Source organism: Pseudomonas shirazensis (genome assembly GCF_050496565.1).
Taxonomy (GTDB): Bacteria; Pseudomonadota; Gammaproteobacteria; order Pseudomonadales; family Pseudomonadaceae; genus Aquipseudomonas; species Aquipseudomonas shirazensis_A.
The window spans coordinates 144,033-170,117 of record NZ_JBNWAE010000004.1; the positions used below are offsets into that span (position 1 = coordinate 144,033).

Here is a 26,085-nt window from a genome sequence, read left to right on the forward strand (position 1 = left end):
ACTCATTCCTCGTGCACTTATTGGTTTTTGTTGTCCTGCGGCATGGGCTCTGGCCCCGGCGCGGGTTGTGGAGCGGGTGTCTGGTGCTGCTGCATTTGCAATGAGGGCTTGCTTTCATCGGCATCTTTGGCTGGGTGGCTGTCATCGCGGTCGAAACAGCCGCTCAGTACTGCCAGGCTGCCGAGCAGGCAAACGGTAGGTACTAGACGCATGATCTGTCTCCTTAAGCAACGCCGCGCCGGCGGGACCGGCGCGGCGTCATTTCACTTACGAACGTCCGCCCTTGCGGCCGGAATCACTGGACTCACCACCACCTGACTTCTGTCCGCCCTTACGGCCGGCTTCAGAAGCCTTTTCGCGATCATTAGCGAAGTTGCCCGGGTTTTTCGTTCCACCCTGGCTACCGGTCTTGTTGGTGTCTTTCTTGTCCATGGTGCGTAACCTCTCGTAGCTACTGGAATGCACGGTGATGAGCCGCACATAGCTGGGAGTGCCGCGATAACTGCGGATTCGCTTTATTTCCGAAAGGTTCGGACCAATGGCATTAAAAGCCCGATCAGGCGTTATTTAGCGCGCAACGCTTGGGCAGGTTGCTCGAGCTGGCGTTGCCGACGGCCAAGCCAGCCGCCGACGCCGGCCCAGCTCAAGGCAAGGGCCGCGCCGATCAGCATCGCCAGTTGTGGATGCTCGCCGAGCAGGTCGAGGCCGCGCTTGAGCCAACCACTCAAGGCGTCGCCACCGCGGTAGACCACCGTGTCGATAAAGCTTTTGGCCTTGTACTTGGCTTCAGCCGGCAGTACCGTGAAGAGCATTTCGCGACCTGGTCGCACCAGCGCGTATTCGCCAGCACGGCGTACCACCATTACCACCACGAATACGGCAAAGGTCGGTGCCAGCGCTAACCAGACAAAGCCCAAGGCCATCACCAGCGGGACGCCGATCAGCAGTACCCCGACACCCAGGCGCCGCGCGAGCCTGCCGGTGATGAAAAGCTGGGTGAGGATCGCCAGCGCCTGCACCACGCCGTCGATCAGGCCGAACACCTGGGTCTGCTGCGTCCTATCGGTGAAGGTTTCGCTGACAATGCGTGCCTGTTCAAAGTACAAAAATGTGCTGACACTTGCGAGCAGTACCACGAACAGGGCAATGCCCAGCAAATACGGCGAGCGCAATACCGCGGTGGCGCCGGCAAAAGGATTGCCGCCCAGCGGCTTGTTCGGCGGCAGCTCAGCCGTCAGCTCCAGAGGATGCTGCGAACGCCAATGCTGCAGGTAAGCGCTCGCGGCGATGCTGCCGAGCAGCAGCAGGCTGGCCAATAACAGCAATCCACTGTGGCCCAAGGGCGCGACCAGCAAGGTCCCCAGCACTGGCCCAGCCAAGCCACCGGCGCTGGCCCCGGCCGCAAGCAAGCCGAACAGGCGCTTGCCCTGCTCAGTGGAGAAGAGGTCAGCCAGCACGCTCCAGGCCAGGGAGATCGCCAGCAGATTGAACACCGACAACCAGATATAGAACGCACGGGCCGTCCACAGCGCCTGTTGGTCAATGGCAAACAGCCCGGCAAACAACACCAGGTTGCTGACAAAGAAGCCGTAGGTCCACGGCAGAATGCGCTTGCGCTTCACCCTCGATGCCAGCCAGCCAAACAGCGGCAGGGCCACCAGCGTGGAGATGAAGGTGCCGGTAAACAGCCACTGCAAATTATCGATGCCGCCGGCGATGCCCATGGTTTCGCGCACCGGGCGCAGCATGAAGTAGCCGGTAAACAGCAGAAAGAACATCGCCAGGCCGGCGACCATTGCGGGCCCTTCGCCAGGGTGCAGATTGAGGCTGTTGCCCAGCCGCTCACGCCAACGGCTCATGGCCTTAGCCGAACAGTTTGATCAGCGCGCGCTGTTGCGCCTCGCTCAGCAACTGACCATGGCCGGCTTTGAGCTGGTCGATCTGGCGATCGGGGCGGCCGGTGGCGGGGATCACCGCCGTCACGGCCGGGTGGCTGATGGCGAACTTCAGAAAAAGCTGCGCCCAACTGCTTGCGCCCCCCTCTGCTGCCCATTCGGGCAGGGCCATGTCTTTGACCCGGGCAAACAGACGGCCATCGTCAAAGGCACGATTGATCAGCACCGCAACGCCCTTGTCCTGGCACAACGGCAACAATTCGCGAGCGGCCTCGGGCGCATTAACCGAATAGTTGATCTGGACGAAATCCAGCGGCTGCTTGCGCACGATCTGCGCGACCTGCTCATGGCTGCTGGACAGGTAATGGGTGATGCCGACATAGCGGGTCTTGCCCTGCGCCTTCAGTTCACGGGCATAAGGCAGCTGCCGCTGCCAGTCGCGCAGATTGTGAATCTGCAGCAGGTCAACCTTGTCGGTGCGCAGGCTGCGCAAGGTGCCCGCCCACTGCGCCTCGGCAGCGGCTTTGCTGTCAGCGGCAATTTTAGTGGCGAGGAAGCACTGCTGATGCCAGCCGCCCTCCTCCAGCAGCTGGCCAAGAATGGCATCGGCACCGCCGTAATTGGGCGAGGTATCGATGATACGACCGCCGCCCGCAAAGAACGCCTGCAGAACCTGCTGGAGCCGCTGATATTCGGCACTTCCTGCTTCCACTTCGAAGCTGCCGGAGGTGCCGGCGCCAATCACCGGCAGCGCCTCGCCAGTGCTGGGTACCTTGCGGGTCAGCAGGCTGTCGGCGGGAGCTGCAAACAACCAGGGGCTGCTGGCCAGCATGGCCAATGCTGCACCAGTGCGTAGGACATCACGACGCGCATACATGGAAAAGCCCCTGTCATAAACCGGAAACCTTCAAGGCTAGCCGTGATGGCGCGAGCTGTCGGGGCATTCTGTATCCGGATGTTTGGCCGCGTGGCCAGGGTCAGCCGAGCAGCAGACGCAGGTCCAGCCCCTGTTCAGTCATCGGTGGGCACCAGTAGTAGCCGCCGGTCAACGGCCGGCTAAAGCGATACAGGGCATCCACCACGCCGTCTTCCAGGCCGCTCATGCGCCGCAGCTGTACATCGAACGCGTCGAATGAACGGCCAAGCGCGACAAACGCCAGGCCTGCGCCGCGGTCGTCAGCCCACGACACCGAACGACGCACCATGAACGCTTCCGGCGCGTAACTTTCCTGGGCGGTACGTTTGACGTGCGCCGACTCCGGCGCATCGTCGAGCTCTTCGTTATCTTCAAGCCGGCGGCCGATGATGTCGTCCTGCTCAGCCTGCGGCAGCGATTTGAAGTAGCTGAGGTCATGCTTCCACAACTGGAACGCTGCGTAGCTCGAACCCGCCAGGCCAGGCTCAGCGTCGGCGACGATCGCAGCTTCGACTGCGTCGTCATCGCTTGGGTTTTCCGTGCCGTCTTCGTAACCGGTGAGGTCCCGACCGCCCTGGTGCAGGAAGCCGTCGATGCTGTCGACCAATTGCAACGCCGGCGCCAGCTGCGCGATCAGTGCCTGGGTGCGCAGATAAAGGTCGCCACGTTCTTCGCCACGCAGCCACAGCCACAGGGCGTGCTGGGTGCTTGGGTTGTGGACCACTGCATCGAGTTCAGGGAACGCCTGCAAACCCGGAATTTCCCGGCCCAGCGCGGTCGCCAATGGCAGGCCGACGCCAGCAATCAGGCTGCGCCCGTCAACTTCGGCTAGCAGCGGATCGAGTACGCCAGGCAGGGCTTGCGCGCTGTGCAGGGTAAAGAACAGGTGACGGGCATGAACCGGCACCGGGGTGGCAAGCAGACCTTGCTGGAACGGCATGACAGGCGAATCCTCGGCAAAAGCGCGAATCCTACTGCGCTCACGGCTCGACCGCAACGCGGCCAGATCGCGCAGCAGCAACCGTTTGCCAGGGATCCGTTAACAAAACTTTACCAAGGCATGGCCTATTGCGATTACCTCTCATAAAAACCCCACCTACACTGCTCGCAATCCATTGCTCGAGACCGCCGCCATGACCGCCTCACCTTTGCTCACAGCCATGCTGCCGATCGCCCTGGGCATTATCATGCTGGGCCTTGGCCTGTCGCTGACCCTCGCTGACTTTGCCCGGGTGGCCAAGTACCCCAAACCGGTGGTCATCGGCCTGGCGTGCCAGATCCTGCTGCTGCCGTTGGTGTGCTTCATGATTGCCAATGGCTTTGGCCTGGAGTCTGCACTGGCGGTGGGCTTGATGCTGCTGGCGGCCTCGCCGGGCGGCACTACCGCCAACCTGTTCAGCCACCTGGCCCACGGTGATGTCGCGTTGAATATTACCCTCACCGCGGTCAACTCACTGATCGCAATCCTGACCATGCCGCTGCTGGTCAACTTGTCGCTGAGCTGGTTCATGGCCTCCGATCAGGTCATCCCGCTGCAATTTGCCAAGGTCATGCAGGTGTTTGCCATCGTTCTGCTGCCAGTGGCGCTGGGGATGATGATCCGGCGCTGGGCGCCGACCTTTGCCGGGCGCATGGAAAAGCCGATGAAGCTGGTGGCGGCATTGTTCCTGGCCTTCACCATCGTCCTCGCGCTGACCAAGGACTGGCAGACGGTGCTTGAGTACGCGCCTGTGGTGGGTGCGGCGGCATTGCTGTTCAACCTGCTGAGCCTGGGTGTCGGCTACTACCTGCCGCGCCTGCTGAATATCCCCAAGCGCCAGGCGATAGCGATCGGCATGGAAATCGGCATCCACAATGGCACCCTGGCCATTGCCTTGGCGCTGAGCCCGTCACTGCTGAACAATCCGACCATGGCGGTGCCGGCGGCGATCTACAGCCTGATCATGTTCTTTACCGCCGCGGGCTTTGGTTGGTGGGTCAGCCGTGGTCATCAGGCTGAGGGGGTAGGCGAAGTACGCCGCGAAACGGTCGGCGACTGAAACGGTTACTTGAGCGCAGTGCTGCTGCGCTCACGCAATTGACGCCTGAGCACGCGCAGGGGCGGCGCATAGAAGAAGCCAAACGACACGCAGCCCTCGCGCCCCTTGACCGCGTGATGCAACCGATGCGCGCGGTGCAGCCGTTTCAGGTAGCGGTTGACCGGCCGCAGCCGGCGCGGCCAGTGCCGGTGAAACAGCCCGTCATGGGCCACTACATACAGCAGTCCATACCCCGCCACGCCAGCGCCAACCCACTGCAACGGCGCATGCCCAGCCTTGCCCAGCGCCACCAGTGCTGCGGCAATCAACGCAAGGGCCACGAGGTAGACATCATTGGTTTCCAGCACGCCCAACTGCGGCTGATGGTGCGAGCGGTGCAACCACCAGCCCCAGCCATGCATGATGTACTTGTGCGCGAGCGTGCCGACGCCCTCCATGGTCACCAGGGTGCCGAACAGGACGGCCAGATTGAACAGCATGGGAGAATCCGCAGTGAGAGTGGGCAAAGCAGCAAGGTTACCACTGCCTGCTGTAGGCTTCAGCCCGTCAGGCGTAGAGAAACGTCGTTATGAAGCCATTGTCATGTTTCTGCCGTTGACCCTTGCCAGCCTGTGGCGTAAGGTCCGCAGCGCAATTTCGCACCCTAACAGGAGTCCTGCATTGGACAGTAGCCCCAGTCGATTGCGACAGGTCCACACGGCGAGCTAGTCCGGCAGTGCTTTTGCCACTGTCTCGCCGGTAACGCCAGACGGTGGTTCATCGGTCCCGCTCGGGACGATGTTCTCCCTTTTGCTTTTTCCGCCCTCGCCCTCGCCCACGGCGAAGGTGCGGTGGTCCTGCGCATTCTGTTTTTCGCTCGCGTCGTCAAGGTACGACGCTGATACGGGCATGCTGCCCGTAGAAAGAGGTTTGCTATGGATTGGAAAATATTCTTGCTGCGCGTCAGCGTGGCTCTGGTACTCGGTGCACTGATCGGTGCAGAACGCCAACTGCGCCAACGCCTCACCGGCCTGCGCACCAACGCGCTGGTCAGCACCGGCGCCTGTCTGTTCGTCCTGATGACTCAGGCGGTGCCCGGCATGGCCGCCACCGACGCCTCGCGGATCGCTGCCTATGTGGTGTCCGGGATCGGTTTTCTCGGCGGCGGCGTGATCATGCGCGATGGCTTCAACGTGCGCGGGCTCAATACCGCAGCAACGCTGTGGTGCACGGCAGCAATCGGCGTGCTGTGCAGCGTGGGTCTGTTGCTTGAGGCGACGCTGGGCAGCCTGGTGGTGCTGTGCGCGAACATCCTCCTGCGCGATATCGCTCAGCGCCTGGACCATCAGGAAGTACTGCCGGCCAGTGAGGTCGAGCAACGCTTCGAGGTGCGCATCGTCTGCCGCGGCGAAGATGAGATACAGGTACGCAGCCTGATGCTGCACAGCCTGAGCGACCCAGGGCTGCGCCTGCAGTCGCTGCACAGTGAAGACCTGCCCGACACGGTACGCCTGGAAGTACGCGCGCAGTTACTGGGCAACGCTCAGGCCGCTGCTCAGCTGGAGCGTCTGGTCAGCCGTGTCAGCCTGGAAAAAGGCGTGAGCGCGGTGCGCTGGCAAGTTCGCGAGCCGGCAGCTGACTGAACGCTGATCAACCCTGCGCCTGGGCCATGCAATAGCGGTCCCGGCCCTGGCGCTTGGCTTCGTAAAGCGCGGCGTCGGCTTCAGCTACAAGCGCTTGCGAACTGATCGGTTGCTGCGCCGGATGAGCCACGGCGATACCGGCGCTGGCCGACACAATGCCAAACGGGCTGCCGGCGTGCTCGATAGCCAGCCGGCGTAGTTGCTGCAAGGTCTCCTGCACGATCTGACCAGCCCCGTGACCATCGGTGTCAGGCAGCAACAGGGTGAACTCTTCACCGCCATAGCGCACAGCGAGATCCGCCGGCCGCTTCAGCGCCTGCCCCAGTACCTCCCCGACTCGCCGCAAACATTGGTCGCCTGCCAGGTGGCCATATCGATCGTTGTAGGCCTTGAAGAAGTCGAGGTCCATCATCACCAGCGCCACCGGATAACCTTGACGTCGCGCCCTGGCGATCTCGACATCCAATACGGCATCAAGCCGGCGTCGGTTGCCGAGCCCGGTCAGGCTGTCGGTCAGCGCCAGGTCCTTGAGCGTCTGGTGCGCCTGATGCAAGGCGCGCTCAATGACAATGCGCTCACGTAGCTGACGCAGCACCACCCAACCGAACAGCGAAAGCCCGAGCAGCAACACCAACAAAACGCCGATCGACTTGATCACGTCCTGGCGCCATGCCGCCAGAATCGCATCGCGCGACAGGCCGGCCTGCACCACCAACGGGTAACTGGTCAGCCCACGGTAGGCATATAGCCTGGGTGTGCCGTCAACCACCGCTACAGCCTGGACCATACCCTCGTTGGCATACGGCAGGTGGTTACGAAACACTTCGCTGTCCGCCAGGCTGCTGCCCAACACCTGCTCGACAAACGGCCTGCGCACCAGGATCGTGCCGTCGCGCTTGGCCAGGACCAGCGCGCCGCTCTGGTCGATCTTGAAGTCGCCGTAGTAACGCACGAACCAGTCGACTCTGATTGTGCCCAACAGCACCCCGGCAAAGCTGCCATCGGGATAACTCAGCCGGCGCGAAATGGGGATGATCAATTCTTCGGTAGAACGGCTCTTGACCACGGAGCCAATCCTGATCTGCCGGCCCGTATGCTCACGGTGATAGATGAAGTAGTCGCGGTCGGCATTGTTGGCCTTCGGCGCCGTGACCGTGTGATCGGTTGCGAGCCAGGTGCCGTCGGCGCCGTACACGAACAGGCCATGCAACTGCGGCATTATCTGTACTTGTTGGCGCAAGAGCGCGTGCAGCCGTGGCCGATCGAGGTTGGCGAAGCCATCGCCCTCAAGGCGCTCAGCCAATGCGGCGGTAATGGCATCGACCTGCCGGATCGAGTCCTCGGCGTGCTGAGCACTGGCTCTGGCAAGGTTGACCACCGAGTTTTCCGCAGCGGTGAAGGCTGCGCGATAGTCACGCCAGATCCGCCAAGCCTCGGTCGCGACGAATACCAGCATGACCACGGCCATGAACGCCAACACCAGGCGAAACATCGCCACGGCGCGGCCTTCACTGCTGGCAACGAGAAGGCCGGGCTCATCTGGCTTATGGGTAAAAGGCATGCAAATCCCTTACGCTCGCTTGGCCTTTGACTATAGATCAGCGATGTTTGCGCGTACCCAGTTCGATCCAGGTCGGCGCGTGGTCACTGGCCTTGGGCTCATTACGGACCCAGGCATCGACGCCCGCGTTTTTCAGATACGGCGCCAGCTCGGCATTGAGCAATAAGTGGTCGATGCGCAACCCGGCATTGCGTTCCCAATGCTTGCGAAAGTAATCCCAGAAGGTAAACACCTGCTCATCCGGGTACAGATGCCGCAACGCGTCCGTCCAGCCCTGGTCCAGCAGGCGTTGGTAACAGGCCCGCGATTCGGGCTGGAGCAAGGCATCCTTGCGCCATGAGCGCGGATCGTAAATATCCTGGTCGGTGGGCACCACGTTGAAGTCGCCGGCGAGCACTGTCGGGTGGCCACTGTCGAACAGCCCCTGGGCATGTTCGATCAGACGCTCGAACCACTCCAGTTTGTAATCGAACTTCGGCCCCGGTTGCGGATTGCCATTGGGCAGATACAGGCATGCCACCAGCACACCATGGACAGCGGCCTCGAGGTACCGGCTCTGCGGATCGTGCTCCATGCCTGGCAGGCCGCGGCGCACCTCCAGCGGCTCGGCGCCGCGGGCCAGAATCGCCACGCCATTCCACGACGGCTGGCCCTGAAACAGGCAGCTGTAACCTGCTGCTTCGATGGCCTGCAGCGGGAACGTCTGATCCGGCGCCTTCAGCTCCTGCAGGCAGGCGATGTCCGGCTGCTCGCGCTCAAGCCAGGCGAGCAATGCCGGCAAGCGGCTGCGGATGCCGTTGATATTGAAGGTGGCGATCTTCAGCGCTTTCATGCGTCAGGGTCGTTGACGTGGGCCTGCACCGCTTCCTGCAGGGCGTTGACATGGGCCTCGTCGGCCAGTTGTTTCAACGCCAGCCAGTCGTCCCAGTCCAGCCCGCCGTCATCGCGCAAGGCTTCAGCAGTGCGGATCAACTCGTGGTGGTAGGCGTCAGGCGACTCGCGCCGGTAGCTGACGTCATCATATTGCGCGTACCAGGCCGCCAGTTCGGGAATGCTGCGATCAATGCTCATGCGTTTACTCCTGCCTGAACCTTTGAATGTCTGAACCCTGCTCGCCGCGCATCGTTCCCATTAGTGCGCCAGCGGCACATCGGCTGCAAAAAAATTAAACCTTTGCGACATACCAATGCTCAACCTTAGGCGACATTGACGTCGCGCCAACGCAAAGGTGTGAGAAATGAACAATCTGTTCCTGAAACGAATCGGACTGTCCGTCGCCCTGGGCATGGCCTCTTTGCATGCAATGGCGGCAAGCTCCGACGACTTCGTTGACGCAGCTGCCGAATCCGGCATCGCTGAGGTCGTGACCAGCAATCTGGCCCTGGAAAAAACCCAGAGCGCCGACATCAAGACCTTTGCCCAGCAGATGGTCGCAGACCATACCAAGGCTAACCAGAAGCTCGGCGACATCGCCAAAAAGCATGACATCAGCGTGCCTGACGAGGCCGCGCTGACCGACAAGGTCAAGAAAGTCATCCTTGAATGGCGTGATGAGTCGTTCGACAAGTCCTACGTGAACAACCAGGTCGCGGCGCACGAAAAAGCCGTCGAGCTGTTCAAGAAGGAAGCGGCTTCAGGCGACAAGCCAGACCTGAAAGCTTTTGCTGGCGAGACCCTGCCGACACTGGAGAAGCACCTGGAGCATGCCAAGGATCTGCAGGCTAAATACAACAAGTAACCCGAACTGGCGAGGCTATGTATTTATGAGTAACGACCCACTTCGTGATGAAGTTCTGACCCGCCTCTTGCACGCGCACCCGCAGGGGCTGGGCAAGGAAGTGCTGGATAACTATCGCGGCGAGAAAGTCGTGGCCGGTATGCTCAAGACGCTGCAGGACGACGGCTTGATCCATGATGGCAGCGTTGAGGTTGATGCCGAGCATCAGATCAGCGTGCAGTATCCGATCAAACTGTCCAGCGCCGGCGTCGAAGCCGCCAAACGGGTCGAAGCCTAATTGACTCGTTCGCTCCTGCACCTGGTGCAGGAGCAGCTCGCGCCGCCAAGGCGCGAGCTTCCCTTTTCAAATCCCAGCCTTAGTGCTTCTTTTCGATATCGCGCGGTGGTACTGCGGGGCCCTGTGGGTCTACTTGCGGATCGTCGAGGTCTGGCGAATCCGGATCAAAACCCAGGTCGTTATTGTCAGTAGCCTCATCCGATGAGTGCGGGCCTTTGCTCGGATGCTGGTGCTCGTGGTTTTTCTCGTTGGACATATGCAGATCTCCCGTGAATGTCTATGGAAGAACCCTGCACGCCAGTAAAGTTTGATTTATTCCTGACACGCCACGGTCCCGTAGGAGCGGCCTTGTGTCGCGAAAGGGTCGCGTAGCGGCCCCAGATCTCAGCTTCGCCGCCAACATTGCCGGGCCAGCTTTGCTGGCCTTTCGCGACACGAGGCCGCTCCTACCCCGTCCATGCAAGGCAGGGCTGCTAGTTTCAATCCGTAGTACCGCGCTGCAAACTGGCCAGCGTAGCGCTGCGGCTGGCAAGCTCTGCCTTCAGAAAATCGAGCTGGCGGGCCTGCTCAGCGCACAGTTCGCGTTTCTGTTCCAGTTGCTGCGTCTGCCCTTCCAGCTGGCGACGTACTTCATCACTGGCCCCCTGCGCCTGCGCCAGAATCGTGCGCAAACCCTGCACTTGGGCGTCGCGCTGCTCCAGTTGATCATTGATGACCTTGAGCTCGGCGGCGGCCTGGCGGGCCTCGGCCTGCAGCCGCTCGTTTTCGCGATGCAGGCGAGTGGCCTCTTCCTGCCTGACGATCAAGCTCTGCTGCAATTGGCGCAGCTCGACCTGCAGTTGCTGCACCTGCGCCTCGTGCCGGCGCTGTTCTTGCTCACGCTGCTCGCGGCTGGCGCTGCGGTAGTGCTCGAGTGCGTCGCGGGCGTGGCGATGCTTGTCCTCCAGCGAAGTTATCTGTTCATCCTTGTCGGCCAGGCGCAGCTGCTGCTCGCCGAGCGCCTGATTGAGGCTGGCGCTGCGCAACTGTTCGGTTTGCAACGTGCTCTGGGTAGACGCGAGTTTTTCCGCCTCGGCCTGCAGGGCACTGGCCTGAATCTGGATTTGCTGCTGCGCCGCAGCGAGTGCCTGCTGGGCAATGCTGAGCTGAGCCTGGAGCTGATCACGCTGCTCGGTGAAGTCGCTTTCAGCTGCTTCGATGCGTGCATCGCTCTCTTCACGCAACTGATCCGCCAGTTGTGCGACCAGGCGCGCCAAAGGCTCACTCAGGTTGTCGGCAGCCAATTGCGTCGCCGCTGGATGTTGGCTCTCAAGCTCCTTCAGATAACGGTGAATGGTTGTCTTGGAGCCGGTATTACCCATTTCGATACGTACCGCATCAATGCTCGGGCGCTCGCCACGGGCGATCAAGGCCTGCCGCGCCTGCTGCACTACGGCCTTGTTAATTCCGCCACGGGCCATGTCTGCTCCTACGATTTCGTAATGTGGTACGTACTATGTAATTACGTACTAAGTATCGGCGCTTCGATAAGCTTTCGCAAGGCGTTAGTAACATTCAATAATCACGGCTTATCGCATGTGATAGCGCCAAACTTGCGCTGCGCGGTGCGCTGACGCCGGCAACCTGTACAGCACGGCGAAATCGCGGTTTCCATAGGCGTCCAGAAGTGGCTAGCAAATCGCCATCAGTCATAAGGCTGTCATTCACCTGTCGTATTTTCAGGAGACTACCCAGGGCCGGGAAACGAACAGCAGTGATCCGCCGAACCCCCTCCTCTGCCAAGCTTCTGCCGCTGCTTCTACTGATGCTGTGCGCAGTCACCCTGACTTTTCTCTGGGGTCTGCATGCAACCCAGAAGAACGCCGCGCGCCAAGAGGCGCTTGCGGCCAAGGCCGCCGAACATCTGAACCTGGCCAGCGTCGTCGCGCAGAGCCTGCGCCAGTTGGTTGATCGTACTCAGGCTGTGGGTCGCAGCACGCTGCAAGACGTGACGAAGCCAGCCCGGGATCGCGCCAGCCTGGTGAAGATCCTGGCCGCAGACCCGCTGCTCAAACGCATGAGCCTGTACGACAGCAACGGTGCACGGGTCTTCTCCAGTGATACTGGCGAACCGCAACGCCTGCCCAGTGAGTGGCTCGACCAACTTAAAACCCACGTCGCGCGCTACGGTTTCAAACCTTTTCTGGTACATGCGCTGCCCAATGCCAGCGACACGTCGGAGCGACGCATGACGTTCCTGGTGCCCCTGTCCAATTTGCCTGGCCGCCAGATCAACAGCGTGCTGCTGGTGCAGCTGGATATCAGCTACCTCGCCCTGCTGTTCCAGCACATCGATCTGGGCGCCAGTGGCTTGATTCGCCTGCTTCAGGATGATGACCAGGAGCGCCTGCGTATCGATAGCAGCGGCGTGGTTGTAACCGGCGATGCCCTGCTGCCAGTGTTGCCAGCCACTGGCGCAGACGCCGGCAGCCTCACGCAATACGCCGGCGATGGCACTTATCAGAGCTTGTACCGGCGAGTCGCCGACCGCGCCTTCAGCGTTGTCGTCAGTCAACGCCACGAAGAAATCCTCAAACCCAGTACAGCCAACTTTGCCCGGCAGTTTTGGCTGAACCTGTGCATGACCATCATGATCCTCGCCAGCCTGGCCTGGAGCCTGCGTTTGCTGAGCAAGCGCCAGGAGGCGTTCTGCGCCCTGGAGCAGGCGCAGCAGGTCAACCAGGAACTGATCGAGCGCCTCGAAGAGGCCCATCGACGCAGCAGCCACGCAGCGGCAACCGATCACCTCAGCGGCCTGCATAACCGTCGCCAGTTCGTCGAAGTCGCCAGCAAGACGCTTACCCGCCAGCGCGGCAAGCGCCGCTTGATGGCAATCCTGTTCATTGACATGGACCGCTTCAAGTCGATCAACGACTCGCTCGGCCACCGTATCGGCGACCTGCTGTTGCAGGCCGTCGCCGGGCGCATTCAACGCATGCTGGAAGACGGCGACGAAGCCTCGCGTTTCGGCGGTGACGAGTTCGTCGTGCTGCTCGCCGGTGAGCGTACTGAGGACCAGCTGGATAACTGGGTGCGCGCCCTGGTCGAAAAGCTCTCGGCCACCTACGCGCTGGATGGCCAGGAGGTCAATACCAGCCCCAGCGTCGGCGTCAGCATCTGCCCGCGCGACGGCCAGGACATCGACGCGTTGATCCGCAACGCCGACGCTGCCATGTACTCGGCCAAGCAGGCCGGGCGCGCGCAGTATCGCTTTTTTGACCCGTCGCTGAATGTCAGCGACCTTCATGCGTTCAACCTCGAGCAGGCGTTTGGCAGTGCCCTGGCCGAGCGTCAGTTCATCTTGCATTTCCAGCCGCAGATCCGGCTCGACAATCTGCAGGTGGTGGGTTACGAGGCCCTGGTGCGCTGGGATCACCCGGAGTTCGGCCTGCTCTACCCTGACCGCTTCATCGGTCTCGCCGAGCGCAGCGGCTTCATCGTCGCGCTGGGTTGGGAGGTGCTGCGCATGGCCTGTGAGGAACTGGCCCGGTGGACCGCTCGCGATCCACACACACGGATCGCCGTCAACGTCTCGGCGCTGCAGCTGCGTCAGGCCGATTTCAGCGAACGATTGTTGAATGAGCTGGGCCAGCTCGGCATCGCCCCGCAACGCCTGGAACTGGAAATCACCGAGACCACCGTGCTCGATCCGGAAGGCACTGCGGTCGATCACCTGCAGCGCCTGCGCGCCGCGGGTATCGGCATCAGCCTGGACGACTTCGGCAGTGGTTACGCCGGCTTCGCCCATCTGCACGCGCTGCCACTGAGCAAGCTGAAGATTGACCGGGCACTGATCGCGCCGCTGTGCAACAGCTACGACGACAGCCCGATCGTGTCCTCAACCATTATCCTGGCCAAACGCCTGGGCCTGGAGGTGGTTGCCGAGGGCGTCGAAACTCGCGAACAGGTGGTTTGCCTGAAGCTCGCCGGCTGCGACGTCGCTCAGGGTTATCACTTCAGTCGGCCGTTATCGCCTACGCAACTTCACGAGTATCCGCCCTTCAAAGCCATCGAACAGCAGCTCTGCCTGGAGCACTGAGGCTCTGCGACCACTGGACCAGCCCCGTGTTGGTCAGCAGCCTGCCGCTGGTTTATTGTATGGGCTCAGTTTCCAACAATGCCTGCCCCATGACCGACATCGAGCGCTATGTTCGCGCAGCCACGCGTGACAACACACGCCGCAGCTACCAGGCCGCCGTCGAGCATTTCGAGGTGCGCTGGGGCGGTTTTCTGCCGGCCACCGCCGACAGTATCGCCCGTTACCTGGTCGAGCACGCCGAACAGCATGCGGTCAGTACGCTGCGCCAACGGCTGGCGGCCCTGAGCCAATGGCATGTAAGCCAGGGCTTTCCCGATCCAACCAAGGCGCCATTGGTGCGTCAGGTGCTGCGTGGCATCCGCACCTTGCACCCGGCGCCGGCCAAACAGGCCGCACCGCTATTGCTGCAACATCTGCAAACCGCCGTCGCCCGCTTTGAACAAGAAGCGCAACTGGCGCGTGAACGAAATGACATGCCCGGCCTGTTACGTGCGCGCCGGGATGCGGCCTTGCTGCTGCTCGGTTTTTGGCGTGGCTTGCGTGGCGATGAGCTGGCGCGCCTGCGCGTCGAGCATATTCAGGCCCAGGCCGGTGTCGGCCTGACCCTGTACCTGCCTCGCAGCAAAGGCGACCGCGAGGCTCTTGGCGTGCAGCACCGCACCCCGGCGCTGAAAGCGTTGTGCCCGGTGACGGCGTACCTGCAATGGCTGGAAGTGGCGGGCATTGCCCATGGCCCAGTGTTTCGCAAGCTCGATCGCTGGGGCAACTTGGGCCAGGCGCCACTCAACAGCAACAGCCTGATTGCCGTGCTGCGTGGCATGCTCGAACGCGCCGGGGTGCCCGCCACTCTCTATAGCGGCCACTCACTGCGCCGCGGCTTCGCCACTTGGGCCACGGCCAATGGCTGGGAGCTGAAGTCGCTGATGAGCTATATCGGCTGGAAAGACGCCAAATCCGCGCTGCGCTACATCGATGCAGCGCAGCGCTTTGGCGATCTGGCAGTCCTGCCCGCTGTTCAGGAGCGCCTGCTCATTCCCTGAACGAATGGCGGGCAATCCCCGCCACTTCCGGGCGGATCATGTACAGGTCGCCTGCATCCGGATAGTCGAGCAGTTGCGCTGGGGTCATGCCAAAGCGGGCGGTGGTGATGTACAGCGTGTCCAGCTCGGGGCCGCCAAAGCAGCAGCTGGTCGGCCGCGGCACCGGCATTACCACCTGGTCGCTAAGGTGACCGTGGCGGTCATAACGCAGCAGGCAACTGCCGTTGAACTGGCACACCCAGATGCCGCCTTCCTTATCCAGCGCGATGCCATCCGGGCGACCCAGCTCGGCCGGCGTTTCGGCAAACAGGCTGATCTCGCCCAGTACGCCACCGGCGAGATAGTCAGCCCGGTAGATCGAGCGCGCCACCGAATCGACGAAGAACAGGGTCTGCCCGTCTTGCGACCAGGCCAGGCCGTTGGGCAAGGACATCTCGCGGTGAATCACTTCGCCATGCATTTCATGATCGAAACGGTACAGCGCGCCAGTCTTGCCGCTCGGGCCTTCGTCCATCAAACCGGTGACGAAATAGCCCTGCGGATCACAGGCGCCGTCGTTGAAGCGGTAGCTGGAGCGGTGATGCACAGGCGCCGAGTACTGACGGACCTTGCCATCGGCAAGGTCCAGCAGCGCGGCGCTGGCATCCTCGGTGAAGATCAGATTGCCCTGGTCGGTCAGGGCCAGCGCGCCAATCCGTGCGGCTGATTCGTAAACCCGCTCGACATCGCCTTGCGGCGTCAGTCGGTTGATGCGTCCGCCGGAAATATCGACGAAATACAGCAGGCCCCTTTGCGCATCCCAGACCGGGCTCTCACCGAGGTCGGCACGGGTGCGCGCGAGCTTGACCGGCGCGTAATGGCATTCCTTGATGCGGCTCCAGCGCTCGGCCACTTCGCTGAGGCTGGCGGCTTCGACCCGGGCCAGATCGCGCGGATAGCTGACGCCGCTGTTCTCGCAGAAGCGGGTTGCAGTGAACTGGCCGTTGCTGGCGCGCAGTATGTAGCCAGTATCGCGACACATCTCGCTCGCGAGGTAGAGCATGCCCGGTGTGACCCACTCGGGCTTGAGGTCTTCGCTGGGCTGGCTCACGCCCCACATGCGGGTCTTGGCCACAGGAGAAATCGCGTTGACCAGAATGCCATGGGCCAGGCCTTCCATACTCAGCGCGTTCATGATCCCGACCTGGGCCATCTTGCCGGCCGCGTAGGCCACCAGCCCTGGCTGGGCGTAGCGCTGGTACATGGCGCGGTCTGAGGTGGTCAGTACGACCCGCGGCGCCGCCGAGCGCTTGAGGTGCTTCCAGGCGTGCTTGGCCAGCCACACCGGCGCATGCACGCTGATGCCCAGCGCACGCTCGAGAAATGCCTCCTCTTGCTCTTCGATGTCCTGATAGCCGACCCAGCCGGCGTTGTGAATGAGGATGTCGAGTTGGCCGAACTGCGCGATGGCAAGATCGATCAGCTGCTGGCAGCCCGCCTCATCGTCCAGGCGGCCAATATGCGCAACCACCTCGCCACCCTCGGCCTTCAGGGCCTGCAAAGCTTCAGTTACCAGCGCCTGATCTTCGCCTTCGCCGACGCGATCAGTACCCAGGTCGCTGATCACTACCCGTGCGCCCTGAGCCAGAAGGGCCTTGGCGTAATCCAGGCCAAGCCCCTGGCCCGCACCGGTAATAATCGCGACTTTATTTGTGAATGGCATCGACGAATCCCCCCGATTCTCATCCACAAACGATAACAATAAAAAAATCAATGACTTAATACTAAAAGCATGCAACCTTGATATCTAATAGATATCACCGAAACCCTGCAAGCGGATGGCTCCGCCCGGCCGGGTTACTCATATAGATAGCGCCAGTACAGGCGTCCAGGCTTCTGCGCCGCCCAAGCACACATTATGATGGCGCGCTTGCAGAGGGCCTGCGAGCGCACCCCTGCACCAGTTCGCCTCGATGAAGGAAAGTAGAATGATCGAGACCCGTTTGCTCAGGCAGTTCATCGCCGTGGCCGAGGAGTTGCACTTTCACAAGGCAGCAATTCGTCTGCACATGGCGCAGCCGCCTTTGAGCCAAGCGATCAACCGCCTCGAGGACAAACTCGGCTTCAGCCTGTTTCTGCGTAACAAGCGCGGGGTCAAGCTGACCGCCGCTGGCATGGCATTTCTGGAAACCGCTTATCGCACCCTCAAGGAACTCGAGCAAGGCATCGAGTACGCCCGCAATGTTTCCGAGGGCGTGTGCGGCAAACTGACCATCACGGCCATTTCGATTGCCTATTACGAGTCGCTGCTGAACTCGCTGCGGCGCTTTCGCGAAAGCTACCCGAACGTGCGCCTGACCATTCGCGAGATGCCGTCAGCGTCCCAGGCCACCGCCTTGCTGGCCGGTGAGGCAGACATCGCCTTCATGCGCAAACTGCCGCTGCCGCCGGACATCATCGAATCACGCCTGATTCTCAACGAACAGATCGTCATGGCCTTGCCAGCCCATCACGAAAAGGCCCGCCACGCCAACGTCGACTTGCGCGAATTCGCCGAAGAAGACTTTGTATTCACCCCGCAGGCATTGGGTAACGGCTACTACAGCCAGCTGATGGCGCTGTGCGAGTCGGCAGGCTTCTATCCCAAGGTCGTGCAGGAAGCGTCGCAAATCCACACCTTGATCGGCCTGGTGGCCTGTGGCTTCGGTGTGGCCCTGGTGCCTGAATCGATCGCCAACTCGACGCTGCGTGATCGGGTGCTGTTCCGCCCGATCAAGCCTATTGGCGATCAGCCCAACGCCAGCATGGGCCTGTACATGAACTGGAACAACCAGAACGCCTCGCCGGCGCTGGGCAGTTTCATTTCGATGCTCGACCTCGGCGCGCCCAAGCGCTTCAGCGACACCCTCCTTGACCTCGCGGCCCAGGAGAGCATCCTCAAACGCGACCTACACCGATAGCTGGTTGTGGCGCAGCCAGGTATCAAGCGCCAAGGCGGTTTCGAGGTTGTTACGGCGCAGCTGCGAGTTGAAATAGCCTTCGGCGTGATCTAGCTGCCTACTTAGCTGAGCGCGATCGATCACAGCGAACGCCGGGCTGTCCGCCTTTGCCAGCAGCTGCTGGGTGCGCTCCCGCAGAAAGCGCTCGTACGCCAGATTGGCCGAGGTCGGATAGGGGCTTTTCTTGCGCGCCAGCACGGCCGGCGGCAGCAGATCTGCCGTCGCCTGTTTGAGCAGCCACTTTTCCTCGCCCCCTTTACCTTTGATCGACCACGGCACGTTGTGCACGTACTCGACCAGCTCGTGATCGGTATACGGTACCCGCACCTCAAGGCTTGCGGCCATGCTCAGGCGGTCCTTGCGGTCGAGCAGGATCGGCAGCCAGTGATGCAGGTGCAAGTGGCTGATCTCGCGCATCCGCCGTTCAACAGCATCGTCGCCCGGCAGATGCTGCACCTGATCCAGCGCCTGGTGATAGGCGCTGTCCTGATAGCCGGCAAAATCGCAGTGGCGGTTGAAGTCCGGGTTGATCAGTTTTGCCTGCAGCAGTTGCATCCGCGACAACCATGGCATCCGCGCCGCGGCGATGGCCTGCGGATCGCGACACCAGGCATAACCGCCAAACACCTCGTCCGCGGCCTCGCCTGAGATCGCCACCGTCGAGTGGCCACGGATGGCTTTGAACAGCAGATGCAGCGAGGTATCGACATCGCCAAAGGTCGCCGCTGAATCATTGGCCAGATACACCGCCTGCCTGGCTTGATCGGCAACCAGCTCGCGGTTGTCGATCAGGATGGTCTGATGCCGGCTGCCGATATGCGCGGCGGCGGCCAGGGCATACGGCTCATCGCGCTCCGGGCGGAAGGCATCGGCCTGGAACTGCTCGGCCTGGCCGACAAAATCCACCGAGAACGAATTGACCGTACCGCCCTGCTCGGCCTGCAACTTGCGCTGGGCCATCGCTGTGAGAATGGTCGAGTCAAGCCCGCCGGACAGCAACGAGCATACCGGTACGTCGGCATACAGCTGCTCACCCAGCGCTTTACCCAACAGCTCGCGGGTGCGCTCGATGGTGGTCTGCAGGTCGTCCTGATGCTCACGTCGCTGCAACTGCCAATAGCGATTGAGCTTGATCTGGCCGTTCGGCCGCCACGACAGCCGGTGCCCCGGAGGCAATTCGCGAATGCCCCGCAGGGCCGTGCGCGACGTGCCACGCGACAAGCTCAGGGCATCGACCAGCCCCACCACGTCGAGCTGTTTGTTGAAATCCGGGTGGGCCAGGATCGCCTTGATCTCCGAGCCGAACAGCAAGCCCTGGCCGTGTTCGGCGTAGTACAGCGGCTTGACCCCGAGGCGATCACGCACCAACAGGAAGTGCCCGTCCCGCTCATCAAATACGGCAAAGGCGAACATCCCCGACAGCTGCTCGCTGCACTGCTCACCCCATTCCAGGTATGCATGCAGCACCACTTCAGTGTCGCTGCGGGTCTGGAACTGATGCCCGGCCAGGCGCAGCCGCTCGCGCAATTCGTTGTGGTTGTAGACCTCGCCGGTATACACCAGCGCCACTTGCTGGCCATTGCCAAAGCGGTACGTCATCGGCTGTACGCCGCCAGCAAGGTCGATGATTGCCAACCGCCGGTGACCGAGCAAGGCATGCCGGTGGCGCCAGCTGCCGCTGGCGTCCGGGCCGCGCAGGGCCAGGGTGTCGGTCATTGCCGCCAGCAGCGGCGCGTGTTGCTCCAGGTCGCGACTGAAGTCGACCCAGCCTGTGATTCCACACATGGTTGCCGCTCCTTATTGATCAGCCCCAGCGGCCGGCACCCGCCCGACCTCCGTTTGCAGGCGCTTGGCGATGTCCAGCAACTGCCGCTCGCTGTCGCGTCGACCCATGATCTGCACCGACAGCGCTGCCTCGCCATCCGGGCTCAGGCAGATCGGCACGGTGATGGCCGGCAGGCCGCTGAAGCTGGCCAGCGGGGTGAAGCTGATCTTCTGTGAGTAGTCGCTGTCGGCAGGTGATGGGATGGTCGAGTCGCCGGGCTGGGGAACGCGCCGGTCGAATGGACGGTTGGGGTCCATCGGGAATACCACGAAGTCCACCTGGGCATTGTCGAACCAGCTGTCGATGCCAGCGCGGACTCTGTCCATCCGTTGCTGGATGGCGTTGTATTCTTCGTCGCTGACTCCGGCTCCGACGGCCAGTGCGCTCTGCGTCGACCAGTGCAGCTCGCAGTCAAACACCTGCTGCCACGCCGCAGAGGCCAGCCACGCATCACGGGCGCAGAGTTGCCAGGCGTCGCCGCGGCACGCCCACAGTTCAGGCATGTCGACATCACTGTCGGCCATTTCCAGTTGCACAACTGCCTCGCGCGCTTGAGCCAGCATGGCGAGCATCTGCGCGCTGGTCAGGCCCGGCTCATGCACATGGCTGAGAAAACCGACCCGGTACTGCTGCTTGAGCGGCAGCTGCTCGCCGAGCAGGCCATCGATGCCGAGCATCGGTAACAGCAGCTCGAGGTCGTCGGCGCTGCGCGCGACCCAGCCGAGAGCGTCCATCCGTGGCGACAGGGGGAATACGCCGGCCAGATTCCCGGCCTTGTGAGTCATGCGCAAGCCGACCATGCCACAGTGCGACGCAGGCCAGCGGACCGAGCCGAGCACATCGGTGCCCAGTGAGATATCGCACAGCCCCGCCGCCACCGACACCGCCGAGCCAGTGCTCGAACCCGAAGGATCGATGCTCGGGTAAAGCGGGTTGCGGCAACCGCCACCAAAGGCGATGTTCAGCTCGGTGGTGGTCACCTTGCAGGTCAAGGCCACGCGTGGGTCAAGCCAGGTCAGCGCTTCGGCGCTGCGCCCTGGGTGGTGGCGGTAGCTGCGCAGGCCCAGTCGGGTCGGCAAACCCGCGACGTCGACAGTGTCCTTGACGCCCAGGCGGAACCACGGCGCGTCGGCCGGGCGGGTACTGACCAGGCAGCGGTAGTGGCCGTCGGCATGCACCGCCCATTGCTCATACTGCGCTGCCCAATCGGCGGCCAGTGCTGGATTGGCCTGCAGTTGCGCATAGCGCTCGCGCAGAGTCAGGGCCAGGTAATCCGGCACCTGTTGGCCAGCGGCTGCAGGGCCGCAGTTGGCCAGGTAGGCGTCTATTGCATCTTCGGTCTTAACGTGTGACATCTGTGTATTCCTTGACAGTTGATGCCGCCGCCCAGGCTTGTGGTTTGCCTGTGGCGGACAGCGGTAGGTGATCGATATGACGGATATGTAGCGGGCGCGGTGTGCCGGGCGTGAGCTGAGCAAATGCGTCCAGCACATCGCCAGCGCTAACTAACGGATCGGCAAGCAGAATGCTGTAGGCCTCGCCGCGCAGGCCGTCGCGCAGCTGCACACAGACCAGGCTGGAGCAGCCCACCAGCACGCCCAGTTCTGCGCCTAGCCGGGCCAGGTCGAGGCGCACACCGTTGACCTTGATCAGGCTGCTGACTCGGCCCAGCCACCGCACGCGGCGAGGGCCGACGACCTGTACCAGGTCGTCACAACGGTGGCTTGGCGCCGCGCAGGCTTGACCCAGCTCACGGGCAATGCGTGGGCTGGCAATTTCCAGAGGCGCGGGCTGGCCTGCGGGGGTCAGTAGCTGAACATCCTCAAGCAGGTTCCACGGCTGTTCCGGTGTACTGCTGGCATCCAGTTCGCGGACGGCAATTGCGCCGGTCTCGGTCGAGCCGAGCACCTCGATGAAACGCACCTGCGCACTGGCAAACTGCTGGACCACAGCCAGTGCGCCGGGTGGCAACATTGATGCGCTGTGCACGATCAACAGCGGGCGCTTGCCAGCCAGGCGCTTGAGCAGCGCTGGCAGCAGTTTCCAGGTACTGGCAATGGCGAGGATCACGCACTGGCCGTGGCCATCTAGCGTTGGCAGCTGCTGTTGTTCGAACGAGCACAGCTGTAGCGCCGCCGCGCTTACTCGCGCTCCGGTTTCGCCGAGGATCTGCCCATAGCTGTGGCTGACCGGCGCAAAACTGATGATCTCACTGACCTGCGGCGCCCAGCGCAGATAGATCAGCAGCGCCTCCTGCTCCATCTGCGCGCGGCTGCGCAGCCACTGGCGCGGCGCGCCGCTGGAGCCGGAAGTGTGGAACACCTGCTCGGCGTTCACTCGGCGGCCTGCAGGGTGAGCTGGTCTTCGAGCTTTTGCGCAACGAAGCGCTGCATCTTGTCCAGAGTCTCGAACCAGAAGCGCACATCGTCGCTGAGGTAGTCGACCTCGATGCTGAAACCGTCCTCGACGGCGGTAATCACCTCGACCGCCATCAGGCTGTCGAAGCGCTCACCGAGAAAATCGCGAAAGCTGGCCTGGCTGTCGATGTCGAGCACCTCGGGGCCGAGCAATTGGGCGAGGGTCTGGCGGATCTGTTGTTCGATGGAGAGGGTGTTCACGAGCCGGTGCTTCCTTGTTGAGTGCTTGCGTTGATCAGTGCCGCGCCCGCGCTGTAGAACACCTGTTCAGGCGCGATCGGGTCGAATTGCAGATAGATGAAAGCTGTGCAGTAGCGGCTGCGCAGCCCTGCGTACAGGCCGTCGGCCAAGTTCTGCTGCGCGAGCAGGTCGCGCTCGCTGGAGAGTGTGATGCGCACATGAAACTGCGCAGGCTGGCCGTCACGGTCCTGACTGGGCAACGGCATGCCGGCGCTGAACACGCAGTCCAGCGGCAGCGGCGCGAAGAACACCATGCAGTGCGCGGGGTCTGCGCCCAGGCTTTTGAGTACGCGGGTAAAACCCAGCGCGATGCGCTTGCGCTCGATCAGCGGCAGCGGCGCGCAGGCGACGGTAATGGTCGGCATGCTCGGGGTCCTTATGACAGTTGCAGGTTGGGCAAATGGCGGCGGCTGCCGTCGACGAATGCCTGCAGCAGACGGCCCAGGCAGGCCGACAGCGCATCACTGCCTTCCAGGTACAGCGGCGACCAGGCAAAGCCTTGCGCGGTGCTGACCTTGTCGAGGAAGAAACGCAGGTGAGCGATGTCCACCGGCAACTCGAACGCCAACGCCATGGCCACCGCCTGATAGGTACTGAGCAGGTCGGGGATACGTTGACCGTGATTGGCGAAACCACCCTGACGAACCTTGTGCACCGCAAGCAGCGCATTAGCGGCCTGCTGCACGGGGTGGCCGAGATAGGCAAGGCAACTGAGCGCCTGCAAGCCGGCGCGCAGCGATGAGGCGCCGCGCGGGTAGGCGCTATAGGCGACGCGCCCGCTGTCTTCATGCTGGCAGCTGCCGACAAACCGCTGCAGGCCATCCAGCGCCACGCCGCTGCTGTCGCCCAGCGACTGCAGGATGGCGACTGCGGCTGCAGTCGAGACCATGTCCGAGCCACGACCTTCCCAGAAGCCAAAGCCGCCGTCCGGGTTTTGCAGCGAAGCCAGCCATTGGCCGATGGCCTGACGGGCCTGTGGCTGCTCGGCAAACGCCCCGGCTGCCAACCCCCAGGCAGTGCAGCGCACCTCGGCACCGCGGCCGGGCATGTACATGATCCCGGCCTCGTTAGGCATCTGGCAGCCTTCGATCCAGCGCAATGCCCCAGCGCGCTGGCCGCTGTCGAGGCTGCCGCCGAGAATGCCGGCGGCGCTGGTCAGCACATCCGCCGCCGTGCTCGCTTCGCGGTAGGTGTAGCCGCCACCGGGTGTGGCCAGGCTGGCGATATAGGCAGCGACTTCATCCGCCAGCCAGGCGACTGGCTGCCCAAGTGCCTTGAGTGAGCCGACCGCGCAGAACACCGCCCAGACGTCTTCGCCGTCATAACCCTGCCAACGGACAAATCCGCCTGCGCTGCTGCGCCGGGCAACAATCCAGTCGCTGCAACGCTGTGCGTCCAGTGGTAGCGCTTGCAACTCCGCCAGGCTTGCGGTGGCTCGATAAGTCGCCCACAGGCACGCGGACTCGGCAGACTCGCTGAAACGAAAGCCGCCGTCAGCCAGCTGCTGCGCCTGCAACCAGGCGATCAATCGCGCCCGGTCCCACGCGGGCACCGGCAGCCCAGCCCGTTGCAGTGCGCGGGCGGCCATCACGCCATAAAAGCAGGCGCGGGTATCGGCGACATCGCGTTTGGCAAACTCAGCCGACCAGCTCAGGCCACCATTGGCGCATTGCAGCCCCTCAAGCCAGCGGTACAGCGGCTCACGCTGCTGGACCTCGCCTTGGCAGACTTCGAGCAAGGTGCGCAGCGCGTAGTGCGTGGCCCAGGCATCTGCCGTCTGGCCGGGGCACATGGCGTAGGCGTCGCCGTCGAACAAGGTGTGCAGCCACACGGCAGTGGCGTCTGTGCCGCTGACCGGCGCAGCCAGATCCTTGAGGGTTTCGGTGCAATAGAACGTAGCCCAGGCGTCGGATGGCATGCCCTTGCTCCAGGCGTAGCCGCCATCACGGTTGCGCCGCGACTGGATATACGCCTGCAATTGCGCCACATCGGCACTGCCCAGGCGCTCGACCCAGGCCAGGCTGCGGATCGCCGCGTAGGTGCACCAGAGGTCGGCCTGATGATTGGCCAGCCCCTGCCCTTGCGGAAACTTCGGCAGCACCGCGCTCATTGCGCACCGCCAACAAAGCGCAGATTGGTTTTTTTCCAGCTCTTTTGCGAGGCGCCGCTCTTGCTCAACACCGACAGGTTGTTGATGAACAGGATGCGGCTCCAGCGCAGGCGCATATGGGCTTGCGAGTGGGCCTGCAGGCGCGCCTCGATGGCCGCCTCCTGGCCAGTGTCCCAGAGCACATCGCGCTCCAGAATCAGTGCGGCGCTGTCCTTGTCGCGGTCGACTTCGATCATGTAGCCCGTGGCGTCGCAGTTGCCGTAAACGACTTCCTCGACAGCGCGAATATCCAACGGCACACCGCCGACTACCACGGCATCGTTGTCGCGGCCATTGATCAGCAGGCTTGGGCTGAGCTGGCCGACTTCGCAAGCGCCGCTGATGGTCACGCTGTCACCGGTATCCAGCCGCAGCAAGGGCCGTGCATACAGGTTCAGCGGTGTCACCACCAAACGCCCGCTGAGGCCTTGCGCCAGCGGCACCAGCCGGCCGTCTTCCAGCAGCAGTTCGAAGTAGTTGGTGGTGCAGGCCAGACGCATGTGTTGATCTTCGCCAACCGTCGCCAGGGTGCCGGTCTCGGTACTGCCATAACTGGCATCGAACACCTCGCACTGCCACCAGCGCGCCAGGCGCTGGCGAAACGGCTGGGTGTTGACCTCGCCCAGCAGCATGATCGCCCGCACCGACTGGGCAAAACCGTCGAGCATCTCCCGTTGTTTAAGGTAGCGAGTCAGCTGGACCAGCACGCCTGGGGCAATGAACAGCACGCTCGGCTGGTACGTGGCAAAGGTCTTGCACACCCGCTCCCAGTCGGTGATACCGGTAGTGAATGGGTAAAGGCGCACGTGGGAGACGTCCAGGTAATCGCAGACGTTGGCGATCAGATCGCCGACCGGGACGATATCCGACGGCATCAGGTTGGCGACCCGCGAGCCCGGGCTGAGCACCGCGCGCCATTGGCTGGCGACGCTGATGGCATTCCAGATGATGTCCTGCTTCAGGCGTGGCGTTGGCGTCGGTTCGCCGGTGGTGCCGGTGGTGGCGTAATAGCGCGCCGCATCACCCAGGCCGACCGTGCAAAATTCCAGCGGGGTAGCCTTGAGGCTGGCCTTGGGCGTGACCGGCAACTGGGCGAAGGCTGCGCTGCTGAAAGGGCCGATGTCCGCGTAATAGCGGCTTTTGCAAGCACGCTCCCAGGCGGCCTGCAACTTGTCAGTGTAAAAATTCTGACAAGGCATATTCCTGCCGAACTGGCGAAGTTCGCCCTCGGCTGCCGCTACGACTGAATGGTCGTTTTCCTTGTGAACCAACATCGCCCCGCCCCTCTCGAATAAGTTGCGCCGAGAATT

At 62.7% G+C, this 26,085-nt stretch carries 25 protein-coding genes and 2 pseudogenes; 7 read left to right on the top strand and 20 right to left on the bottom strand.

From position 1 onward, the window contains the following. Positions 1–17: 17 nt before the first annotated feature. From ACQZ2L_RS08195 to ACQZ2L_RS08215, 5 genes and pseudogenes are all read right to left on the bottom strand, one after another. A complete protein-coding gene (locus ACQZ2L_RS08195) occupies positions 18–212 on the bottom strand; it encodes a hypothetical protein (RefSeq protein ID WP_314873091.1) in 195 nt (64 codons plus the stop codon). Positions 213–267: 55 nt separating this feature from the next. Next, positions 268–387, bottom strand: a pseudogene (locus ACQZ2L_RS08200) (KGG domain-containing protein); the annotation flags it as partial. Between the two features lie 176 nt (positions 388–563). Further along, positions 564–1,859, bottom strand: a complete 1,296-nt coding sequence (locus ACQZ2L_RS08205) for an NTP/NDP exchange transporter (RefSeq protein ID WP_430325584.1) — start codon at positions 1,857–1,859, stop codon at positions 564–566. A 4-nt stretch (positions 1,860–1,863) separates the two neighbouring features. Continuing rightward, complete coding sequence (locus tag ACQZ2L_RS08210; RefSeq protein ID WP_430325585.1) at positions 1,864–2,772, bottom strand: aldo/keto reductase; 909 nt, start codon at positions 2,770–2,772, stop codon at positions 1,864–1,866. Positions 2,773–2,872: 100 nt separating this feature from the next. Further along, on the bottom strand, positions 2,873–3,751 hold the full coding sequence (locus tag ACQZ2L_RS08215) for a Dyp-type peroxidase (RefSeq protein ID WP_430325586.1): 879 nt from the start codon (positions 3,749–3,751) through the stop codon (positions 2,873–2,875). A gap of 193 nt (positions 3,752–3,944) precedes the next feature. Here ACQZ2L_RS08215 and ACQZ2L_RS08220 point away from each other — a divergent pair, with 193 nt between their 5' ends. After that, positions 3,945–4,850: a bile acid:sodium symporter family protein gene (locus ACQZ2L_RS08220; RefSeq protein WP_430325587.1), complete on the top strand. Its 906-nt coding sequence runs from the start codon at positions 3,945–3,947 to the stop codon at positions 4,848–4,850. Positions 4,851–4,855: 5 nt separating this feature from the next. Here the strand turns inward: ACQZ2L_RS08220 and ACQZ2L_RS08225 are convergent, their stop codons facing one another. Continuing rightward, positions 4,856–5,329, bottom strand: a complete 474-nt coding sequence (locus ACQZ2L_RS08225) for a sterol desaturase family protein (protein ID WP_430325588.1) — start codon at positions 5,327–5,329, stop codon at positions 4,856–4,858. 435 nt (positions 5,330–5,764) lie between these two features. On the opposite strand from ACQZ2L_RS08225, the gene ACQZ2L_RS08230 reads away from it, so the two are divergent. Next, positions 5,765–6,472 carry an MgtC/SapB family protein gene (locus ACQZ2L_RS08230; RefSeq protein ID WP_430325589.1) on the top strand — a complete coding sequence of 236 codons (708 nt, stop codon included), beginning with the start codon at positions 5,765–5,767 and terminating at the stop codon, positions 6,470–6,472. 7 nt (positions 6,473–6,479) lie between these two features. On the opposite strand, the gene ACQZ2L_RS08235 is transcribed toward ACQZ2L_RS08230, so the two are convergent. From ACQZ2L_RS08235 to ACQZ2L_RS08245, 3 genes are read right to left on the bottom strand one after another with little or no spacing between them, the layout of a single operon-like run. Further along, on the bottom strand, positions 6,480–8,033 hold the full coding sequence (locus ACQZ2L_RS08235; RefSeq protein ID WP_430325590.1) for a sensor domain-containing diguanylate cyclase: 1,554 nt from the start codon (positions 8,031–8,033) through the stop codon (positions 6,480–6,482). Positions 8,034–8,070: 37 nt separating this feature from the next. Then, positions 8,071–8,865 carry an exodeoxyribonuclease III gene (gene xth / locus ACQZ2L_RS08240; RefSeq protein ID WP_430325591.1) on the bottom strand — a complete coding sequence of 265 codons (795 nt, stop codon included), beginning with the start codon at positions 8,863–8,865 and terminating at the stop codon, positions 8,071–8,073. Continuing rightward, a complete protein-coding gene (locus ACQZ2L_RS08245; RefSeq protein ID WP_430325592.1) occupies positions 8,862–9,104 on the bottom strand; it encodes a hypothetical protein in 243 nt (80 codons plus the stop codon). Before ACQZ2L_RS08245 ends, xth begins: the two co-directional genes overlap by 4 nt. Positions 9,105–9,270: 166 nt before the next feature. Between ACQZ2L_RS08245 and ACQZ2L_RS08250 the strand changes: the two genes are divergently transcribed. Next, positions 9,271–9,771: a DUF4142 domain-containing protein gene (locus ACQZ2L_RS08250; protein WP_430325593.1), complete on the top strand. Its 501-nt coding sequence runs from the start codon at positions 9,271–9,273 to the stop codon at positions 9,769–9,771. A 25-nt stretch (positions 9,772–9,796) separates the two neighbouring features. Beyond that, positions 9,797–10,048 carry a hypothetical protein gene (locus ACQZ2L_RS08255; protein ID WP_101319470.1) on the top strand — a complete coding sequence of 84 codons (252 nt, stop codon included), beginning with the start codon at positions 9,797–9,799 and terminating at the stop codon, positions 10,046–10,048. A 79-nt stretch (positions 10,049–10,127) separates the two neighbouring features. Here the strand turns inward: ACQZ2L_RS08255 and ACQZ2L_RS08260 are convergent, their stop codons facing one another. Then, complete coding sequence (locus ACQZ2L_RS08260) at positions 10,128–10,304, bottom strand: DUF6021 family protein (RefSeq protein ID WP_430325594.1); 177 nt, start codon at positions 10,302–10,304, stop codon at positions 10,128–10,130. Between the two features lie 223 nt (positions 10,305–10,527). After that, positions 10,528–11,508, bottom strand: a complete 981-nt coding sequence (locus ACQZ2L_RS08265; RefSeq protein WP_430325595.1) for a DNA-binding protein — start codon at positions 11,506–11,508, stop codon at positions 10,528–10,530. 293 nt (positions 11,509–11,801) lie between these two features. Here ACQZ2L_RS08265 and ACQZ2L_RS08270 point away from each other — a divergent pair, with 293 nt between their 5' ends. After that, a complete protein-coding gene (locus ACQZ2L_RS08270; RefSeq protein ID WP_430325596.1) occupies positions 11,802–14,126 on the top strand; it encodes a putative bifunctional diguanylate cyclase/phosphodiesterase in 2,325 nt (774 codons plus the stop codon). Positions 14,127–14,185: 59 nt separating this feature from the next. Then, the gene (locus ACQZ2L_RS08275) at positions 14,186–15,166 is read left to right on the top strand and encodes a site-specific integrase (RefSeq protein WP_430325597.1); all 981 of its coding nucleotides are present in this window, start codon (positions 14,186–14,188) and stop codon (positions 15,164–15,166) included. Here ACQZ2L_RS08275 and ACQZ2L_RS08280 read toward each other — a convergent pair. Then, positions 15,156–16,208 carry an SMP-30/gluconolactonase/LRE family protein gene (locus ACQZ2L_RS08280; RefSeq protein WP_430325725.1) on the bottom strand — a complete coding sequence of 351 codons (1,053 nt, stop codon included), beginning with the start codon at positions 16,206–16,208 and terminating at the stop codon, positions 15,156–15,158. The two genes, ACQZ2L_RS08275 and ACQZ2L_RS08280, sit on opposite strands and share 11 nt — an antisense overlap. Positions 16,209–16,250: 42 nt before the next feature. Then, positions 16,251–16,868, bottom strand: a pseudogene (locus ACQZ2L_RS08285) (SDR family NAD(P)-dependent oxidoreductase); the annotation flags it as partial. Positions 16,869–17,133: 265 nt separating this feature from the next. Between ACQZ2L_RS08285 and ACQZ2L_RS08290 the strand changes: the two are divergent. Next, positions 17,134–18,105: a LysR family transcriptional regulator gene (locus tag ACQZ2L_RS08290; protein ID WP_430325598.1), complete on the top strand. Its 972-nt coding sequence runs from the start codon at positions 17,134–17,136 to the stop codon at positions 18,103–18,105. Here the strand turns inward: ACQZ2L_RS08290 and asnB are convergent. The 7 genes from asnB to ACQZ2L_RS08325 are packed head-to-tail and all read right to left on the bottom strand — an operon-like array spanning position 18,094 to position 26,049. Then, on the bottom strand, positions 18,094–19,929 hold the full coding sequence (asnB, locus tag ACQZ2L_RS08295; protein ID WP_430325599.1) for an asparagine synthase (glutamine-hydrolyzing): 1,836 nt from the start codon (positions 19,927–19,929) through the stop codon (positions 18,094–18,096). The genes ACQZ2L_RS08290 and asnB overlap by 12 nt on opposite strands. A gap of 12 nt (positions 19,930–19,941) precedes the next feature. Then, a complete protein-coding gene (locus ACQZ2L_RS08300) occupies positions 19,942–21,324 on the bottom strand; it encodes an amidase family protein (RefSeq protein WP_430325600.1) in 1,383 nt (460 codons plus the stop codon). Then, positions 21,311–22,306: an AMP-binding protein gene (locus ACQZ2L_RS08305; RefSeq protein WP_430325601.1), complete on the bottom strand. Its 996-nt coding sequence runs from the start codon at positions 22,304–22,306 to the stop codon at positions 21,311–21,313. Before ACQZ2L_RS08305 ends, ACQZ2L_RS08300 begins: the two co-directional genes overlap by 14 nt. Further along, positions 22,303–22,587, bottom strand: coding sequence for an acyl carrier protein (locus ACQZ2L_RS08310; RefSeq protein WP_430325602.1), 285 nt, complete (start codon positions 22,585–22,587; stop codon positions 22,303–22,305). Before ACQZ2L_RS08310 ends, ACQZ2L_RS08305 begins: the two co-directional genes overlap by 4 nt. Continuing rightward, positions 22,584–22,991, bottom strand: coding sequence for a hypothetical protein (locus ACQZ2L_RS08315; RefSeq protein ID WP_430325603.1), 408 nt, complete (start codon positions 22,989–22,991; stop codon positions 22,584–22,586). The genes ACQZ2L_RS08310 and ACQZ2L_RS08315 overlap by 4 nt, the downstream gene beginning before the upstream one ends. A gap of 11 nt (positions 22,992–23,002) precedes the next feature. Then, positions 23,003–24,736, bottom strand: a complete 1,734-nt coding sequence (locus ACQZ2L_RS08320; RefSeq protein WP_430325604.1) for a prenyltransferase/squalene oxidase repeat-containing protein — start codon at positions 24,734–24,736, stop codon at positions 23,003–23,005. Continuing rightward, the gene (locus ACQZ2L_RS08325; protein ID WP_430325605.1) at positions 24,733–26,049 is read right to left on the bottom strand and encodes an AMP-binding protein; all 1,317 of its coding nucleotides are present in this window, start codon (positions 26,047–26,049) and stop codon (positions 24,733–24,735) included. Before ACQZ2L_RS08325 ends, ACQZ2L_RS08320 begins: the two co-directional genes overlap by 4 nt. Between the last annotated feature and the right edge of the window lie 36 nt (positions 26,050–26,085).

Excerpts from the sequence above, each read along its gene's own strand:
- ACQZ2L_RS08315 (WP_430325603.1), bottom strand. The coding sequence starts at position 22,991 with ATGCCGACCATTACCGTCGCCTGCGCGCCGCTGCCGCTGATCGAGCGC.
- ACQZ2L_RS08300 (WP_430325600.1), bottom strand. The coding sequence starts at position 21,324 with ATGTCACACGTTAAGACCGAAGATGCAATAGACGCCTACCTGGCCAAC.
- ACQZ2L_RS08290 (WP_430325598.1), top strand. The coding sequence starts at position 17,134 with ATGATCGAGACCCGTTTGCTCAGGCAGTTCATCGCCGTGGCCGAGGAG.
- ACQZ2L_RS08235 (WP_430325590.1), bottom strand. The coding sequence starts at position 8,033 with ATGCCTTTTACCCATAAGCCAGATGAGCCCGGCCTTCTCGTTGCCAGC.
- ACQZ2L_RS08280 (WP_430325725.1), bottom strand. The coding sequence starts at position 16,208 with ATGCTCTACCTCGCGAGCGAGATGTGTCGCGATACTGGCTACATACTG.
- ACQZ2L_RS08255 (WP_101319470.1), top strand. The coding sequence starts at position 9,797 with ATGAGTAACGACCCACTTCGTGATGAAGTTCTGACCCGCCTCTTGCAC.
- ACQZ2L_RS08210 (WP_430325585.1), bottom strand. The coding sequence starts at position 2,772 with ATGTATGCGCGTCGTGATGTCCTACGCACTGGTGCAGCATTGGCCATG.
- ACQZ2L_RS08275 (WP_430325597.1), top strand. The coding sequence starts at position 14,186 with ATGGGCTCAGTTTCCAACAATGCCTGCCCCATGACCGACATCGAGCGC.
- ACQZ2L_RS08195 (WP_314873091.1), bottom strand. The coding sequence starts at position 212 with ATGCGTCTAGTACCTACCGTTTGCCTGCTCGGCAGCCTGGCAGTACTG.
- asnB (WP_430325599.1), bottom strand. The coding sequence starts at position 19,929 with ATGTGTGGAATCACAGGCTGGGTCGACTTCAGTCGCGACCTGGAGCAA.
- ACQZ2L_RS08230 (WP_430325589.1), top strand. The coding sequence starts at position 5,765 with ATGGATTGGAAAATATTCTTGCTGCGCGTCAGCGTGGCTCTGGTACTC.
- ACQZ2L_RS08205 (WP_430325584.1), bottom strand. The coding sequence starts at position 1,859 with ATGAGCCGTTGGCGTGAGCGGCTGGGCAACAGCCTCAATCTGCACCCT.
- ACQZ2L_RS08325 (WP_430325605.1), bottom strand. The coding sequence starts at position 26,049 with ATGTTGGTTCACAAGGAAAACGACCATTCAGTCGTAGCGGCAGCCGAG.
- ACQZ2L_RS08220 (WP_430325587.1), top strand. The coding sequence starts at position 3,945 with ATGACCGCCTCACCTTTGCTCACAGCCATGCTGCCGATCGCCCTGGGC.
- ACQZ2L_RS08320 (WP_430325604.1), bottom strand. The coding sequence starts at position 24,736 with ATGAGCGCGGTGCTGCCGAAGTTTCCGCAAGGGCAGGGGCTGGCCAAT.
- ACQZ2L_RS08260 (WP_430325594.1), bottom strand. The coding sequence starts at position 10,304 with ATGTCCAACGAGAAAAACCACGAGCACCAGCATCCGAGCAAAGGCCCG.
- ACQZ2L_RS08245 (WP_430325592.1), bottom strand. The coding sequence starts at position 9,104 with ATGAGCATTGATCGCAGCATTCCCGAACTGGCGGCCTGGTACGCGCAA.
- ACQZ2L_RS08265 (WP_430325595.1), bottom strand. The coding sequence starts at position 11,508 with ATGGCCCGTGGCGGAATTAACAAGGCCGTAGTGCAGCAGGCGCGGCAG.
- ACQZ2L_RS08225 (WP_430325588.1), bottom strand. The coding sequence starts at position 5,329 with ATGCTGTTCAATCTGGCCGTCCTGTTCGGCACCCTGGTGACCATGGAG.
- ACQZ2L_RS08250 (WP_430325593.1), top strand. The coding sequence starts at position 9,271 with ATGAACAATCTGTTCCTGAAACGAATCGGACTGTCCGTCGCCCTGGGC.
- xth (WP_430325591.1), bottom strand. The coding sequence starts at position 8,865 with ATGAAAGCGCTGAAGATCGCCACCTTCAATATCAACGGCATCCGCAGC.
- ACQZ2L_RS08215 (WP_430325586.1), bottom strand. The coding sequence starts at position 3,751 with ATGCCGTTCCAGCAAGGTCTGCTTGCCACCCCGGTGCCGGTTCATGCC.